This is a genomic window from Vibrio sp. 10N.247.310.24, from assembly GCF_041467175.1.
GTDB classification, from domain to species: Bacteria; Pseudomonadota; Gammaproteobacteria; order Enterobacterales; family Vibrionaceae; genus Vibrio; species Vibrio tasmaniensis_A.
The window spans coordinates 1-15,860 of sequence record NZ_JBFSUD010000092.1 but is presented as its reverse complement, the minus strand read 5'-3'; the positions used below and the strand labels follow the sequence as shown (position 1 = coordinate 15,860).

The 15,860-nt window shown below is 45.4% G+C and carries 14 protein-coding genes and 1 pseudogene; 6 read left to right on the top strand and 9 right to left on the bottom strand.

What is annotated here, in order from left to right:
• Window positions 1-208 precede the first annotated feature (208 nt).
• Window positions 209-1,996, bottom strand: coding sequence for a sigma-54-dependent Fis family transcriptional regulator (locus AB6E08_RS20150; protein ID WP_372067713.1), 1,788 nt, complete (start codon window positions 1,994-1,996; stop codon window positions 209-211).
• A gap of 327 nt (window positions 1,997-2,323) precedes the next feature.
• Between AB6E08_RS20150 and AB6E08_RS20145 the strand changes: the two genes are divergently transcribed.
• Window positions 2,324-3,844 (top strand): aldehyde dehydrogenase family protein, encoded by a 1,521-nt coding sequence (locus tag AB6E08_RS20145; protein WP_050651320.1) that lies wholly within the window; start codon window positions 2,324-2,326, stop codon window positions 3,842-3,844.
• Window positions 3,845-3,985: 141 nt separating this feature from the next.
• Here AB6E08_RS20145 and AB6E08_RS20140 read toward each other — a convergent pair whose 3' ends face one another.
• The 8 genes and pseudogenes from AB6E08_RS20140 to AB6E08_RS20105 form a co-directional block, all read right to left on the bottom strand.
• Window positions 3,986-4,723, bottom strand: a complete 738-nt coding sequence (locus AB6E08_RS20140; RefSeq protein WP_009846214.1) for an NUDIX domain-containing protein — start codon at window positions 4,721-4,723, stop codon at window positions 3,986-3,988.
• Window positions 4,724-4,959: 236 nt separating this feature from the next.
• Window positions 4,960-5,368: pseudogene (locus tag AB6E08_RS20135) on the bottom strand (hypothetical protein).
• Between the two features lie 144 nt (window positions 5,369-5,512).
• Complete coding sequence (locus AB6E08_RS20130; RefSeq protein ID WP_371703429.1) at window positions 5,513-5,845, bottom strand: multidrug efflux SMR transporter; 333 nt, start codon at window positions 5,843-5,845, stop codon at window positions 5,513-5,515.
• A gap of 162 nt (window positions 5,846-6,007) precedes the next feature.
• A complete protein-coding gene (gene fghA / locus AB6E08_RS20125) occupies window positions 6,008-6,847 on the bottom strand; it encodes an S-formylglutathione hydrolase (protein ID WP_372067708.1) in 840 nt (279 codons plus the stop codon).
• Window positions 6,848-7,004: 157 nt separating this feature from the next.
• Window positions 7,005-8,153, bottom strand: coding sequence for an S-(hydroxymethyl)glutathione dehydrogenase/class III alcohol dehydrogenase (locus tag AB6E08_RS20120; protein ID WP_017064961.1), 1,149 nt, complete (start codon window positions 8,151-8,153; stop codon window positions 7,005-7,007).
• 557 nt (window positions 8,154-8,710) lie between these two features.
• The gene (gene dpaL / locus AB6E08_RS20115) at window positions 8,711-9,889 is read right to left on the bottom strand and encodes a diaminopropionate ammonia-lyase (protein ID WP_017099109.1); all 1,179 of its coding nucleotides are present in this window, start codon (window positions 9,887-9,889) and stop codon (window positions 8,711-8,713) included.
• Window positions 9,890-10,015: 126 nt separating this feature from the next.
• Complete coding sequence (locus AB6E08_RS20110) at window positions 10,016-10,399, bottom strand: RidA family protein (RefSeq protein WP_017095788.1); 384 nt, start codon at window positions 10,397-10,399, stop codon at window positions 10,016-10,018.
• A 22-nt stretch (window positions 10,400-10,421) separates the two neighbouring features.
• A complete protein-coding gene (locus AB6E08_RS20105) occupies window positions 10,422-11,099 on the bottom strand; it encodes a transcriptional regulator (RefSeq protein WP_004732387.1) in 678 nt (225 codons plus the stop codon).
• A gap of 342 nt (window positions 11,100-11,441) precedes the next feature.
• On the opposite strand from AB6E08_RS20105, the gene AB6E08_RS20100 reads away from it, so the two are divergent.
• The 5 genes from AB6E08_RS20100 (at window position 11,442) to AB6E08_RS20080 (ending at window position 15,652) form a co-directional block, all read left to right on the top strand.
• Window positions 11,442-12,605 (top strand): M24 family metallopeptidase, encoded by a 1,164-nt coding sequence (locus AB6E08_RS20100; RefSeq protein WP_372067704.1) that lies wholly within the window; start codon window positions 11,442-11,444, stop codon window positions 12,603-12,605.
• Window positions 12,606-12,746: 141 nt separating this feature from the next.
• On the top strand, window positions 12,747-13,742 hold the full coding sequence (locus AB6E08_RS20095) for a DMT family transporter (RefSeq protein ID WP_017099107.1): 996 nt from the start codon (window positions 12,747-12,749) through the stop codon (window positions 13,740-13,742).
• 3 nt (window positions 13,743-13,745) lie between these two features.
• On the top strand, window positions 13,746-13,967 hold the full coding sequence (locus AB6E08_RS20090) for a hypothetical protein (RefSeq protein ID WP_017099106.1): 222 nt from the start codon (window positions 13,746-13,748) through the stop codon (window positions 13,965-13,967).
• A complete protein-coding gene (locus AB6E08_RS20085) occupies window positions 13,961-14,479 on the top strand; it encodes a DMT family transporter (RefSeq protein WP_017099105.1) in 519 nt (172 codons plus the stop codon). The genes AB6E08_RS20090 and AB6E08_RS20085 overlap by 7 nt, the downstream gene beginning before the upstream one ends.
• Window positions 14,480-14,503: 24 nt before the next feature.
• Window positions 14,504-15,652: a M20 aminoacylase family protein gene (locus AB6E08_RS20080; protein WP_017099104.1), complete on the top strand. Its 1,149-nt coding sequence runs from the start codon at window positions 14,504-14,506 to the stop codon at window positions 15,650-15,652.
• Window positions 15,653-15,860 lie beyond the last annotated feature (208 nt).

The window sequence follows — 15,860 nt, the reverse complement described above, 5'->3', positions numbered from 1 at the left end:
AATACGCGAAACGGGGTTGTTCTATCTTTAAATTTAATTACGCAACAAAGCCGGTTGTAGTTTGAGGGTGTTCTGGATATACATTACTCATTATATGACATCAGTCACATTTTAATTTCATCCGAAGTGTGGAATACCCACTTAAAAAGTATGTATTTATACTTTGCAGACTAAATTCAAGTAACTGGGCCATTGATCATCTTGATTATTAAAGAATCCCCAAGCTCTTTAGCTTTCGATAAATGGTATTGCGGCTGATCCCCAGTATTCTCGAAGTCTTGCTGATGTTGCCTTGGTTCGCTTGATAGGTTTGTAGCAAAGTTTCCTCAACGGTACTTCTTAAATCGTTATTCATTGTGCCTTTGGTGGTATTAGGAGTCGTCAGTTGATGCTGATTATCTTGCGCTAATAACGTGAGATGTTGAGCAAGGTGGCTAGGCACATGCTCGAGTGTGAGTTGTGCTTCATCACTCGCGAGTAGGGCTGCGACCTTAAGTAAGTTATCTAATTCACGGATATTACCGGGCCATGAATAGGTGCACAGTAAGCTCATTAAGTGCGGGCAGATTGTCTGTTCGTCTTCCGCGTATTTACGATGAATGTGCTCGATTAAGGCGTGTTTGTCTTGTCGGTGTTGCAGGCTTGGCAGAGTAAAGGCTAAGCCATTCAGGCGGTAAAAGAGATCTTGTCGAAACTCCCCCGTAGCGACCAACTGTTCTAAGTTTTTATGAGTCGCGGCGATGATCTGACAATCGACTTGGTAGCTCTGATTTGAACCCACGGGCACCACGGATTTGTCTTGCAGAACATGCAGCAATCGACACTGAGCCTCTAACGGCATGTCGGCGATCTCATCCAAAAATAGAATGCCCTTGTCTGCTTGACGGATTTTGCCTTGGAACCCTTTGTGGCTTGCGCCAGTAAAAGCGCCCGGCGCGTAGCCAAACAGTTCTGATTCGATAAGATCTTTCGGTAGTGCGCCACAATTTACCGCCACCAAGGGCGAAGACTTACGCTGGCTTTGCTTGTGCAGCGCTTTAACAAACTCGCCTTTGCCAACTCCTGTTTCTCCTAAGATCAACAAACTGATCCCTTTATCGATTACCTTGTTGGCTTGCTGCCAAGCGTGTTCAATTTGTTGCTCGCCATGGTGCAAATCACACGATGCTGAAATGGAGCGCGTGCGTTTGGTGGTTGGTTGTTTGAGGTGTTGTTTCTCAAACACAAAGGGCGCGTCTAATGAGGTTCGATTGAAGAGGGTATCTATGCATTCGCCGACGATCGAGGTTTGATCCAGCAGTTGAGAGGCGACCTGATTGTGCGCGACTACCTCGCCAGCTTCATTGGCTATCACAATCCCTTGCCAGCCACTGTGTAATAAAGATTTCTCACACGCGAGATCGATTCGAGTGGTGCCTTGTGGGATGTGACTCAGTAGCTGGTTCTCAACAAGCTGAACCATATTTTGAACCAGTAATTGCACCGAACTGTCGTGTTGCTGTTGCTCACTGGTGATGTCCAATACGCCAACCATTTGACCTTGATGATCAAACATAGGGCTTGCGGAACAACTGATAAATCGATGCTGGTGGATGAAGTGTTGTTCGCCAATGATGGATACTGGTTTCGCTTCAACGATGGCGGTGCCAATCGCGTTGGTTCCTTTAAGTTGTTCCTGCCAACATGCTCCCGAACTGAGTGCAATTGATGTCAGTTTCTCCTTAAACCGCTCCTGTCCCCAACTTGCCAGAATTACCCCTTCAATATCCGTCAGAATCAAACGACTGTCAGTGCGTGCAAACATCTGATTAAACAGAGGGAGAGCATTACGTTCGACGATATGAATCAAGTCGGACGATTGATGACGTCGCTGTTTAAGGATCGATTGTGGCAGGCGAATGTCTTCAGGAAGTCGTCTCTGTTTTAGACCCGCTTCTGTGCTGCGGTGCCAAGAGGATGAAAGCCAATCTGAGGTGTTTGCTTGTTGAAGGTGCATGACTGTTCCATGTCGTAACAGTGAGGGTGTACCAATTTGGAACAGTTGAACACTGGAGTGCTTTCCAGACGCCCGTTCAATGCCAACTCACTTTGGGTTGTAAACGTTTGGTAATCATAATTTTACAATTTATTAACAACAAGTTTTGAAGTTCTGGCGTGTGATTTGCGTTGTTACTGTTGTGAAGAAAACACGAAGTATCAGTGTTTTAAACAGAAAGCATAAACATGGGCGTCTTGTCATGAGTTCTTTTCTCAAGAGGAGCCGCCATAAAAATAAGACAGCTCTCGCTCAATAACGAATAACAAATCTAAGAAGGATCTAACTATGATTTACGCACAGCCGGGTAGTGATAACGCAGTGGTTAACTTTAAAGCGCAATACGATAATTTTATCGGTGGTGAGTGGGTGAAGCCTGTCAGCGGCGAGTATTTTGATAACATTTCCCCAGTGAATGGTCAGGTGTATTGCCAAGTGGCACGTTCAACCGAGGCGGACATTAGCTTGGCACTTGATGCCGCGCATGCAGCTCGTGCAAGTTGGGCTTCGACCAGTGTGACTGAGCGCTCCAACATCCTACTTAAAATTGCCGATCGCATTGAAGCGAACCTAGAAGAAATCGCAGTCGCTGAGACGTGGGAAAACGGCAAGCCTGTGCGTGAAACTTTGGCAGCAGACATTCCTTTGGTTGTCGATCACTTCCGTTACTTTGCGGGTTGTATTCGAGCGCAAGAAGGCAGCGCAGCAGAGCTAGATTCAAACACCGCAAGTTACCACTTCCCGGAACCAATTGGTGTAGTCGGCCAGATCATTCCTTGGAACTTCCCGATTTTAATGGCGGCTTGGAAATTGGCACCTGCACTGGCTGCGGGCTGTTGTGTGGTGATGAAGCCAGCCGAGCAAACACCGACATCGATTTTGGTGATGATGGAGAAGATCGCTGATCTTCTACCTGCAGGCGTGGTCAACATCGTGAATGGTTTTGGTAGCGAAGCGGGTCAAGCGTTAGCAACCAGCGATCGTTTGGCGAAATTGGCCTTTACCGGTTCGACAGAAGTCGGCCACCATATCCTGAAATGTGCCGCAGAAAGCTTAATTCCATCAACGGTAGAGCTTGGCGGTAAGTCTCCAAACATCTACTTCCCAGACATCTTTAACCATGAAGACGAATACCTTGATAAGTGTGTCGAAGGCATGCTGCTTGCGTTCTTCAACCAAGGTGAAGTGTGTACTTGTCCATCACGTGTGTTGATTCATGAATCGGTATACGACAAGTTCATCGCCAAGGTGGTCGAGCGTGCTCAAACGATTAAACAAGGTAACCCGCTAGATACCGAGACTCAGGTTGGCGCACAAGCTTCAAAAGAGCAGTTTGATAAGATCTTGAGCTACCTAGAAATCGGTCGTCAAGAAGGCGCAAAAGTGCTAACAGGCGGTGAAATCGCGCAGCAACCAGATGATCTCGGCAACGGTTACTACATTCAGCCAACCATGCTGGAAGGGCACAACAAGATGCGTGTATTCCAAGAGGAGATCTTCGGCCCTGTTATCGCGGTGACGACGTTTAAAGACGAAGCGGAAGCGCTAGAGATCGCCAATGACACCGAGTATGGCTTGGGTGCAGGCGTATGGACGCGTGATGCAAACCTAGCGTATCGCATGGGTCGTAACATTGAAGCGGGGCGTATTTGGGTGAACTGTTACCACGCTTACCCAGCTCATGCCGCGTTTGGTGGTTACAAAAAATCGGGCATTGGCCGTGAGACACATAAAATGATGCTCGACCACTACCAAAACACTAAGAACCTATTGATCAGCTACGATACTAATCCGTTGGGCTTCTTCTAATACAGGTTCGTTCTAAAGTATGAGAATGAATCATGGGTACAAGAATTACTAACAACGCAGTAGGCTTAATTAAGAAAAACAAAGGCTAGAAACCAAAACGCCCAATTCAATTGAGTTGGGCGTTTTTATATCTGAAGCACTTTAGCTTTTCGAAAAGAAGATCTCGGGCTTGTGGGTTGGGCCTGAATTACCTTCTAGCTGAGTAAGCTCCAAACCTTGTTTCCCTATCAGAGAACCGACCAATTGGCGGTTAAACGGGTAACTGCCAGGGTTGTTAATGTACTCTTCAACATCAACCCATTTAGCCTCTGCAATTTCATCGGTGTCTTGAATCGCAATCTCTTGGGTTTGAGCGATAAGGTGGCAAATAAAGTAGAGGTTCGATTTGCCAAACTGATACGGGTGTCTCGTCGCCATGCCAACCACAGAAATGAATGTGGCTTTGATACCAGTCTCTTCCAAGGTTTCACGAACCACCGATTCTTCAATGCCTTCACCCAACTCAATATGGCCGCCCGGTAATTTGTAGCCTGTCATACCGTGCTCTTTAATCATCAGCACTTGATTATGTTCGTTGGTGATCAATGCGCCTGCGCCCAAGGTGTGGGTCGGAATGAAAGGCACAAACTCTACAATCTCGGATTTGTGGATCAGCGTAATCTCGTCTTCTAGACAGTTGTGAAACACAAAGCCAAGTTCAGTCGCCACTGGAATAAGGTGCGAGAGCGAAATAGGCAAGCTAATCCAAATTATGCCTTTGTTATTCTGCTTTGAAAATTCGGTGATCTCGCTGAGTTCGGCATTGAAAGAGTCAGCATCGTGAGGGGCTGTTGCTGGGTCGATGATGATGCCGTTAAATTTGTCGAGCGTAAATTCCACGGGTGATCCTTTATTATTTTTGATTTATAGGGAGTCGAGCATAGGTGGAGCTTATAACATCTTAAGGGCTTATAAAACCTGCTCTGCTTGTAGCGTTTTTAAGAGCACGGCAGTGATGGGTAAAAACTAAGGGAGAGTGTAAAGCGGGCGGCTTGAAACAAAAATTATGCTAGAAACAAAAACTGCGCTTGGAAGCCAAAGTGCAGTTTTAAAATAGGGTTTATTTGAATTCGACTCTAACGAATATAGTTTGCATCAACACTTACGTACCAGTGCTGAAGCTTGCCGTCAGATTTTTTGATCCACAAATCGTTGGTGTAGCTCTCAATCTTGCCGTTAACCGTTAACCGTTAAACTGAACGTGTTCTCGTCGAATTCGCCAAGCTTCACGAACTGGTCTGTGGTAACCAGGAACGGGTCCATGTCGTCCACGCCAACCACATCTGAAATCACATAGTAGTGGTAAGTCAGCGGCTTGCTCGCATCATTCGGGTTGCTGCGGTACGCCACAAGCTTGAATGGTTCCGTTAATGGAAGGTCGAGCGTTTGCTTGTCCATGGTCGCTGGAATCGGGATAAACAGCCAAGCGGTAAACAGACCGCTTAATAAAACCATCAGGAAGAAAAGAGTCTTAATTGCTTTCATAGCAACCTTCAAAATAGGTGATGTAGAAGACGCTATGGTAACAGGTTTGATTTGCCGATTGTAAGAGTATGAATAAGTGAAGGCGACACTGTCTGTTAGAAAACTTGAACGAATTGACACACTGTTCATAAGTCACTATCTACACTAGTGCGAGTGACCTTGAGATAGGTTGATCATCACAACACCTGCTGCCACAAATAACATACCAACCCACACCATAGTATCGAGGTGCTGGCGGTAAACAAACGTAGAAATCAAGCTCACGGTTACGATAGCCAAGCCCGCCCATAAAGAGTGAACCACACCTACAGGCATCCCTTTCATGGCTTGGCTCAAAAATAGAAATGCCGCCAAATGTCCTGAAATCACTAATAGATCAGGGATGGGTTTAGACAAACTGAAACCGTCGGTTGCTTTAAGTGCTACGTGAGAAAGTGCTTCCGCCATCACGCCCATCATTAAGAAAAACCAGCTCATAGTCGTACCTTTTCGTTGTATTGTTTTTTGTTGGTATAGCGGGGGTATTTGAAAGTGTTAATCGTTGTTGCTGATCTTTAGTCACAGCGTATTTGCCCAAACAGCAGGCACAAAAAAGCCCACACCTCACGCTTTTGCAAGGTGTGGGCTAATTCGGTGTGACTACTTGTTTAGGTAAGCAGCATGGAAGTCAATGTGTTCATCAATAAAGCTAGAGATGAAGTAGTAGCTGTGGTCGTAACCTGGCTGCATACGTAGCTCTAAATCGGCATTGGTTACCTTAGCCGCTTCGACTAATTGCTCAGGCTTAAGCTGTTCAATCAGGAAGTTATCGGCTTCGCCTTGGTCAACCAACATTGGCAGTTTAGTGCCTTTGGTTTTTAGAAGCTCAGAGGCATCGTAGTGCTTCCACTCTTCAATATCTAAGCCCAAGTATTGGTTGAAGGCTTTTTGTCCCCAAGGGCATTGCATTGGGTTGGTGATTGGGCTGAATGCGGAGATAGAACGGTAGTTATCTTCGTTCTTAATACCAATCGTTAGGGCACCGTGTCCGCCCATGCTGTGACCTGAAATGGATTTCACCGAAGTCACAGGGAAGAAAGATTCAATCAAAGCTGGGAGCTCTGTTACCACGTAATCGTACATGTGGTAATGGCTGTCCCATGGTGTTTGAGTGGCATTCACATAGAAGCCTGCACCTTGGCCGAGATCGTAGCTTTCATTGTCGGCAACACCTTCGCCGCGCGGGCTTGTATCTGGGGCAACAATAGCGATGCCTTGCTCAGCCGCAGCTTTGAACGCACCTGCTTTTTGCATGAAGTTTTCATCGGTACAGGTTAAGCCTGATAACCAATACAAAACAGGAACTGGGTTTTCTTTGCTTGCGTTAGGCGGCAAAAAAATCGCAAAACGCATGTTGCAGTCAAGCGTTGCAGAAAAGTGGGTGTATTGTTTGTGCCAACCACCAGCAACCTTTGCTTGGCTAATGTTTTCGATTGTCATCTATTGTGCTCCGTTAGGTTGATGGTTTTGGGGAATAACATGTCTATATTATCTAAAGTTTCACCACCCACCGGGCAGGAGGTGGTGAAGACAGTTTCGCTCTGATGTTTAAGTCAAAACTGTGGTCTCGACACCTAAGTGCCGAGGCCAAGGAGAATTATTTATCCATGTGTAGAACAGTACGGATAGACTCACCTTTGTGCATTAGGTCGAATGCTTCGTTTACGTCTTGCAGACCCATAGTGTGAGTGATGAACTCTTGAAGTCCGAACTCACCCGCCATGTAACGGTTAACGATTTCTGGAAGCTCAGAGCGGCCTTTAACACCACCGAAAGCAGAACCACGCCATACACGACCAGTCACTAGTTGGAATGGACGAGTTGCGATCTCTTGACCTGCACCCGCAACACCAATGATGACTGATTCGCCCCAACCTTTGTGGCAGCACTCAAGTGCTTGACGCATCACGTTTACGTTACCGATACACTCGAAAGAGTACTCAACACCACCGTCTGTCATCTCAACGATAACGTCTTGGATTGGTTTGTCGAATTTAGTTGGGTTGATGCAGTCAGTCGCGCCAAGCTGTTTTGCTAGCTCGAATTTGCTCTCATTGATATCAACACCGATGATGCGGTCAGCACCAGCCATGCGAGCACCAATGATTGCAGAAAGACCGATACCACCTAGGCCGAATACAGCAACGTTGTCGCCTTTTTCAACTTTAGCTGTGTTTAGTACAGCGCCCATACCTGTTGTTACACCACAACCTAGAAGACAAACTTCTTCAAGTGGCGCTTCTTTGCTTACTTTCGCTAGAGAGATTTCTGGAAGTACTGTGTACTCAGAGAAAGTAGAACAACCCATGTAATGGAAAATCGTTTCGCCATTGATAGAGAAGCGGCTTGTACCGTCTGGCATTAGGCCTTTACCTTGCGTTTCACGAACCGCTTGGCATAGGTTAGTTTTACCAGACTTACAGAATTTACATTCGCCACATTCAGCTGTGTAAAGTGGGATAACGTGGTCGCCAATCTCAACACTTGTAACGCCTTCGCCGATCATCTCAACGATACCGCCACCTTCGTGACCAAGGATTGAAGGGAAGATACCTTCTGGATCGTCACCTGATAATGTGAATGCGTCAGTGTGACAAACACCAGTAGCAACGATGCGAACTAGAACCTCACCAGCTTTAGGAAGTTGTACATCAACTTCTTCCATTTTTAGTGGCTCGCCAGCTGCCCATGCAACCATGGCTTTTGATTTGATATGAGTTTGACCAGGTTTAATTTCGATTGTCATTGGATGTTTCCTATATATGTCAGTACAGCGGATAACCGTGCAATTAGCTTCAACCCGTTAAGCGTAGTTGAGCTTAATTGTTTCCGCTCTCTCGTTTTGTTGGAGCCAGTATAGGTGCGAGTGAATGTTTTGATAATCCCCTTAAATAGAGAATTATTATTACGTATTTGTAATAATCGGTGTGTTCAGAGGAGTTCGGAGAGAGGGGGATTACTCAGAAAATCTAAGGACACAGTAAACAGGAACTATGTAGGTAAGACATTTATTAGAAACAAATGGGACGTAATTTAATAGCCTATGTGATTTGGTGTGGTGGTCATCAACTTGTTTAGAGTTTTGTGAGTTATTAAGGGCTCTAACTCATTTCTGCCCCAAAATCATTTAGAGTAAATGCTCATCTCGAAACCAGTATGATCTGCCTAGCCAATATTTTCTAATGTTATGTCACGTGTTGTAAAATATGTGAACATCAGTCCAACTTGGTGATGAGACAAAGATTTAACGAAAAGCCACAGTGAATACCGTGGCTTTATTATTGAAGTTGTGGAGTTTTTTAGTTAGCTAGAGTGGTGTAAGCCGTTCCAAACAATGTCTCGGTATCGCGGTTGGTTGGTGTCACCTTCAGTGCTAAATAGCATGATGGTTGCGTCTTGGTTTAAACCTAGCTCATCACGTACTGCTTGGTCTGCGCCCTCTCGGCAAAGTTGGTAAAGAAGGCCTAGTGTAATCGCACCTGACTCACCGCTGATGATTTGGCTGTCACCTTGTAGTGGGTTACCTAGAACACGCATCCCGTTTGCTGAAATACTGTCATCAACCGAGATAAAGTAGTTACTGCAATCACGCAATACTGGCCATGTCACTGGGTTTGGTTCACCACACGCAAGGCCCGCCATGATTGAGTTCAACTCACCAGTTACGTTGACCATTTCGCCTTTCTCGCCTGAGCGGAAAATACAATCTGCGGCTGCTGGCTCTGCAATGATGGTTTCAAATGTATCTGCGCCTAGCTTGTCTGCAAGGTAGCCTAATATGCCGCCTGCCATTGCACCTACGCCTGCTTGTAAGAATACGTGAGTTGGAGCGCTAAATTCTTGCTCTTGAACTTGCTCGACGGCTTCGTCTGCCATGGTCATGTAACCTTGAGAGATCCATGTTGGGATCTCTTCATAGCCATCCCATGCTGTGTCTTGAACTAGCATCCAACCGTTGTCTTGAGCGGTTTGGTTTGCCATGCGTACCGTGTCGTCGTAGTTAACTTCCGTCACGATACACTCTGCACCTAAACCTTGAATGCGGTTAACACTGGCTTGAGACGAGCCTTTTGGCATATAAACCACAGCTTTTTGGCCCATTTCACGAGCCGCCCACGCGACACCAGTGCCATGGTTACCCGCTGTTGCTGTCGTAAATACAAGTGGCTTATCCAGTTTTGAAGCAACGGTTTTAAGGTTGATCTCAGAAATATCAATGCCAAGGTGTTTTGCCAATTGGCGACCCAGAGCGTAAGAACCGCCGAGTACCTTGAATGCATTCAAACCGAAGCGTTTTGATTCGTCTTTTACTAGGAGCGCTTTAACACCAAGGTGATTAGCAAGATTAGGAAGAGAGACAAGTGGCGTTGGTTGGTAACCTTCGATCTGACGGTGAAACTCACGCGCTTGTTGCGCTTGAGATGCAGTGAATAGCTCGCAAACTTGTCCAGTGTAGAATGAATTTTTTGATAGTTTTAACATAGGGCACACTTAGATACAGGCAGAGGAATTAAAGGCCATCAAGCGATGTTCAATGACCTTACTTTGTCGTTAATAACATTACATAGTTATTTTTTGCTATACGCAGTCACTAAAAGCAATACGTGATTACTTGATGTAAGCGATCGCTTCAACTTCGACTAGTGCGTCTTTTGGCAAACGAGCGGCTTCAACACAAGAGCGTGCTGGCGCGTTCTCTGTACCAAATACTTCCGTGTACACCTCGTTAAATGCAACGAAGTTTTCCATATCAGATAGGAAACATGTGGTTTTAATAACGGTATTCAGTGAACCACCACTTTGTTCCAAAACTGCTTTTAGATTTTCTAGTGACATACGAGCTTGCTCTTTGATGCCACCTTCAACAAACGCCATTGTTTTTGCATCAAGCGGTAATTGACCTGAAGTGAAGATTAGGTCTTTGAATGCCATACCTTGAGAGTAAGGGCCGATTGCTGCTGGTGCTAGATCTGTATGGATTTTTGTTTTCATTTCGTTTCTCTTTATAGGATTTCTATGCTCTAAACTCGCGGATGTATTTGTAAATAGCGTGGCGAGTAATACCAAGACGCTCAGATACGAATGCTGTCGCCTCTTTTAATTCGAAAATACCGTTCTCAAGCAACTGCTTAGTAATGGCTTTGTTTCGACCTTTTAAGTTGACTGACTCATCGTTGTCGACTTCAAAAATAGCGTGCTCAAGCGCTTGCTCAATCACTTCTGTTGTTGAAGCTCCAAAGTTCTCATGCACACCCACAGGGGCATGAGCCATGTCTGGCATTAAAGTTTTTATGATCTCAGGAAACGGGTGAGACAAGTTCATATTGATACAGAACAGCCCAATTGGTTTGCCATTTTCTCCAGCTAGCACACAGGTCGTAGACTTAAGTAACGATCCATCTTTGCTGGTGGTGAAGTAACTCTTTGGCGTGACCTCACCAGTGCTCTCAAACACACTCAGCATCTTCAGCCCCAAATCGGTGATAGGTGACCCTACTTCTCGACCCGTGTGGTGTCCGTTCACTATCTTCACTACCGACTTTTCAAAGCTCTCGAATGAATGAATCACAACCTCACAGTGCGGACCAATAAAGTCGGCAATGGTTTCGGCTAAGCGAAAGTTCAGTGCGAGATGCTCTCTGTCATTGTCGGTGAATTCTACGTTAAACGATTTATATGCTGATGCGTTCATTTTAGACCACTATTGTTAACTTTAATTGCCTTTCATTATCTTTGGTTACTCGATGCATTTCAAGTTGCCAATTAACTTTATGTAACTATAAGACTATATATCCGCTTCCTACACAAGTCTAAAGTTACAAATAAGTACCTAAAGTTGATCGTAATCAACTATATTTCCAGTTTTAGATGTTTTCTGATCACTATAGTTAACCCTAAGATCTTGGTCACATTATTTAACTTAAATGTCAGTAAGATGCTCACCGTAACGTAAACAAAATTGAACTATAGGGTTGGTTACTGGTTGTGAAGAGCAGCCGAAGTGCCTACCTAAATACAATAATTAGAGGTTCCAATGACTAACTACCTAAACCGCGGCTTCAAACAAGCTGAGTTTGAACACAGAACATCACGCGCTCAAAAAGTCATGCATGAGATGAATCTGGATGCGATGATTTTCACAACCGAGCCAAACGTTCGCTACTTCACTGGCTTCCACACTCAGTTTTGGCATAGCCCAACTCGTCCATGGTTTGTCATCGTTCCTGCAGAAGGAAAGCCGATTGCGATTGTTCCTGAAATCGGAGCAAGTGGTATGGCGGGAACATGGGTCGACAACATTATTACTTGGCCTTCTCCTCGTCCTGAAGATGATGGCATTAGCTTAGTTGCTAGCGCATTGAACTCTTTGCCTTGTCGTCATGGCCGAGTAGGCGCAACGCTGGGCATTGAATCTCACCTACGTATGCCGGTGAACAACTACTTGAAATTAACCACCATGGTTAAGAAAGACTTTGTTGATGTGTCTTTAGCAATGCATGAACTTCGTCAGATCAAATCACAAGCTGAAATTGAGAAAACACGTGAAATCTGCCGCATTACTAACGTTGGGTTTAGCAAGATTCCGGGTTACGCAAAAGCCGGCATGACCGAGCGTGAAATCTGTAAACAGTTCCGTATCGATATGTTGTTAGAAGGTGCGGACGAATGCCCTTACATCATCGCAGGCTCAGGGCCAGATGGTTATGACAGCATCATCATGGGTCCTACCGATCGCATCATTGAACCGGGAGATGTGTTGATCATCGATACGGGTGCTGTACACGATGGTTATTTCTCTGATTTCGACCGTAACTGGGCATTTGGTCATGCAAGTGAGCAAACCAAAGCGGCATACCGCGCTACTTACGAAGCGACCACGAAAGGCTTTGAGGCTGCGAAACCGGGCGCAACCACGACTGACATCTACAACGCGATGTGGGGAGTATTAGAAGCCAATGGTGCATTGGGCAACGACGTTGGTCGTCTTGGTCATGGTTTAGGTATGGAGCTGACAGAGCGCCCGTCTAACACGGCTACCGACAACACAGTACTTAAGCCGGGTATGGTGATGACATTAGAACCGGGCATGGTTTACGCACCGGGTAAGTCAATGGTTCACGAAGAGAATATCGTGATTACTGAAGACGGCGCTGAATGGTTAAGCAAACGCGCAGAGCCAGAACTGATCATTATTTAGCTCAAAACTTAACACCTTACAAATTTAACACCCTACAAAAGCTGGCTCTGGACTCCAGAGTCAGCACATAAAAATTATAAAAAAACTGGGCGGTGATGCATCGCTCTTATTCAATAAGAAATAAGATTACGGAAGATAAAAATGAACACAACAAACAGAGACACATTTTTAGGATGGACTGCCGCCATTGCCGTTGCCTGTATCTGGGGCGTAACAGGGGTGGTCTCTAAGCCGCTTTCTATGGCTGTTGATCCGATGACATTGGTATTTTTCCGCTACGTTACCGCGGTAATTGGCCTATCAATCATTTTCTTTTTTACATCACGTAGCAAAAACTTAAGTGCAGACTTAGGTTCTTCATTAAAGATCGATACCAAAGATATTGGACGTATTGCGCTTTGCGGCATCGTGGGACAAGGGGTTTTCTCACTTTTTAATTTCCTTTCTCTTTCTCATATTGGTGCGACTGAAAACGGTGTTATCCAAGGTATGCAGCCGTTCGCGACAGTCTTCTTCGGTATGATGTTTATGAACTTCCGTATGAACAAGATTCAGTGGGGCGCTTTCATCGCATCTGCAGTTTGTATTTACGCAATGAGTGTCGGGCCAACAAACACCATTGAAGGCGGTACTCCGCTGCTGGGTTATGTTTACGTGACATGCTCGATGCTGGCTTTAGCGTGGACGGCACATTTACGTGCTAGCTTAGCGGACAAATACGGCTCAGTGGTTTCCATGCTGTACCAATACATTTCGGTTGCTGTGATGGGCATTATCGTTGTGTTGACCATGGGCTTGGACTTGTCTCAGATTTACATTATTTTCTCTAGCCCGCTGTTGATTGCACTGCTTATTTTCTTAGGTACAGGCATTTCTGGTGGTAGCTACTTGATTCAATTGTATTCTTTCAAGCGTATCGGTGTAGAAAAGGCAACGATGGCATTAAACCTCATGCCTTTGGTTGGCTACTTAGTGGCGGTTTTAACACTTGGCGAACAGATGGCAATGGGCAAAACCATCGTTGTTTCATTAATTGTGGTCGCACTTTACGTGTTCACGAAGTTTGAGACAAAGCAGGAAGAACAATCTTCAGAAAATTTAGCGTGCGATAAAAAAGCAACACCAGAAGCGAGCTAAGTGATGAAATCAGTGACTAAAGGTTGGATTGCAGCGATTGGAGTAGGGTTGTTATGGGGTTCAGAGGGCGCATTAGCTACCTTGCCATTACAAACCATTGATGCGCGATTGTTGGTGTGGCTACGCTACATGATGGCATTCTTTGTTTTATCTTTAGTCCTGATTTTCTCGGCAATGATCCACAAGAAAACTCAAAGCAAACCGAAGTTGGCGTCAGCATGTTAGTGCTAGCTCCTCCGTTTACGTCTCAAGATAGAGGAGTAAACATCGGGCTCCTGATTTGTCTATTGAGTGTGCTGAGCTTTGCGTCGGTGACTCATTTGCGCGCTCAGCTTGCAGAAAAATACGGTGCAACTTGCACCATGCATTATCAATTTGGTTTTGCGGCGGTTGGATTTTTCATTTACTTACTGGTTGCAGGCCCCGATGTACCAAGCCTGTTACTAGTGATTCACCCTTCTTGGTCGTTACTCTGCATTATCGTGCTAGGTGGCTTTGTATCAGGGCTGGGCTACATCGCATACATATACGGCATAGAGCGTGTTGGTGTTGAAGGCAGCAGTATGGCTTTAAACCTCATCCCTATGTCTGCATTTTTCATCGCTGTTTTGGTGTTTGGCGAACCCATCACACCTTTTAGGACGCTGGCTGCTGGCTTGATTATTGTAGCAATGATGCTGTTTGCAGCATCCAACAAGTCCCGCGGGATGACACCTAAAACAGTTTTAACAAATTAATTTTAAGTATTTATTGGAGTTTCCATGACTAACATTGCCAACGTTACAGAATGGCGCCGCCATTTACATCAGTATCCAGAGTTCGGTACTGAAGAGTTCATAACATCTGAATTCGTAGCGAACAAGCTCGAAGAGTTCGGCATTGAAGTTCACCGCGGTATTGGCGGAACAGGTGTGCTTGGAATTCTGAAAAATGGCACAAGCGATCGCTCGATTGGTCTACGTGCGGATATGGATGCGCTGCGCATTCATGAACAGAACACTTTTTGTCACGCTTCAAAACATGAAGGAGCGATGCACGCTTGTGGACATGATGGCCATACCGCGATGCTACTGGGTGCGGCGCAAGAGTTAGCAACCAGTAAGCAATTTGATGGCACTGTATACTTCATTTTCCAACCAGATGAAGAGCGAGGCACAGGAGCGAAAGCGATGATCGCTGATGGCCTGTTCACTCGTTGGAATATGGATGCGATTTACGCTATGCATAACTTACCGGGTATCCCAGAAGGTAAATTTGTGACTCGTCCAAGCTCGCTTATGGCAAGTGAAAGCAGTTTTGAGATTGTGATCAAAGCGACGGGCGGCCACGCGGCGATGCCACACATGGGAACCGATCCGATTGTTGTTGGAGCTCAGGTGGTCACAGCACTGCAAACCATCGTTTCGCGTAATTTGAGCGCCATTGATGAGACGGCGGTTATCTCGGTGACTAACTTTGTTACCAATGGAACCGTGAATGTGATTCCTTCGCAAGTGACTATTTCTGGTGACACTCGCAGCTTTACCGATCAAGCATTGCATAAAATTGAGAAAGCGATTGAGCGTGTCGTCGCTGGCCAGTGCATGTCAGCAGGTGTTGATTATCAATACCACTTCAACAACAGCTTCTTATCAACGATTAACACGCCTGAAGAGACGGCTCATGCAGTGAAAGCGGCACAAGCGGTTGTTGGTGAAGAGAATGTGAATGGAGCTTGTGAACGCTTCACCATCAGTGAGGATTTCTCGTTCATGTTACGCGAAGTAAAAGGGTGCTATGTGCTAGTTGGGAATGGTGTTGGTGAATGTGGAGGTACTGCTCTTCATAACCCGCATTATGATTTTAACGATAATATTTTGGAACACGGTGTTGGGTTCTGGAAGACGCTTGTAGAGCAACAGTTATCATAACAAGCAGATATCCTTGAGTCTGTATTGCTCATAATGCAACTTAGGCTACTGTAACGAAAACTAACTGTGGCATACTAAAGTTAGCGGCTTTCTGCAAAATTTTGCAATACTTGATGTTATTTATGGTTTGCTAAATTAGGGAGGTCGTTAACTGGCTTTGTTGCGTAATTAAATTTAAAGATAGAACTACCCCGTTTCGCGTATTTCT

Coding starts and splice junctions, on each gene's coding strand:
- AB6E08_RS20150 (WP_372067713.1), bottom strand. CDS start 1,996: ATGCACCTTCAACAAGCAAACACCTCAGATTGGCTTTCATCCTCTTGG.
- AB6E08_RS20110 (WP_017095788.1), bottom strand. CDS start 10,399: ATGAAAACAAAAATCCATACAGATCTAGCACCAGCAGCAATCGGCCCT.
- AB6E08_RS20130 (WP_371703429.1), bottom strand. CDS start 5,845: ATGAGCTGGTTTTTCTTAATGATGGGCGTGATGGCGGAAGCACTTTCT.
- AB6E08_RS20095 (WP_017099107.1), top strand. CDS start 12,747: ATGAACACAACAAACAGAGACACATTTTTAGGATGGACTGCCGCCATT.
- AB6E08_RS20080 (WP_017099104.1), top strand. CDS start 14,504: ATGACTAACATTGCCAACGTTACAGAATGGCGCCGCCATTTACATCAG.
- dpaL (WP_017099109.1), bottom strand. CDS start 9,889: ATGTTAAAACTATCAAAAAATTCATTCTACACTGGACAAGTTTGCGAG.
- AB6E08_RS20105 (WP_004732387.1), bottom strand. CDS start 11,099: ATGAACGCATCAGCATATAAATCGTTTAACGTAGAATTCACCGACAAT.
- AB6E08_RS20145 (WP_050651320.1), top strand. CDS start 2,324: ATGATTTACGCACAGCCGGGTAGTGATAACGCAGTGGTTAACTTTAAA.
- AB6E08_RS20090 (WP_017099106.1), top strand. CDS start 13,746: ATGAAATCAGTGACTAAAGGTTGGATTGCAGCGATTGGAGTAGGGTTG.
- AB6E08_RS20120 (WP_017064961.1), bottom strand. CDS start 8,153: ATGACAATCGAAATTAAACCTGGTCAAACTCATATCAAATCAAAAGCC.
- AB6E08_RS20085 (WP_017099105.1), top strand. CDS start 13,961: ATGTTAGTGCTAGCTCCTCCGTTTACGTCTCAAGATAGAGGAGTAAAC.
- fghA (WP_372067708.1), bottom strand. CDS start 6,847: ATGACAATCGAAAACATTAGCCAAGCAAAGGTTGCTGGTGGTTGGCAC.
- AB6E08_RS20100 (WP_372067704.1), top strand. CDS start 11,442: ATGACTAACTACCTAAACCGCGGCTTCAAACAAGCTGAGTTTGAACAC.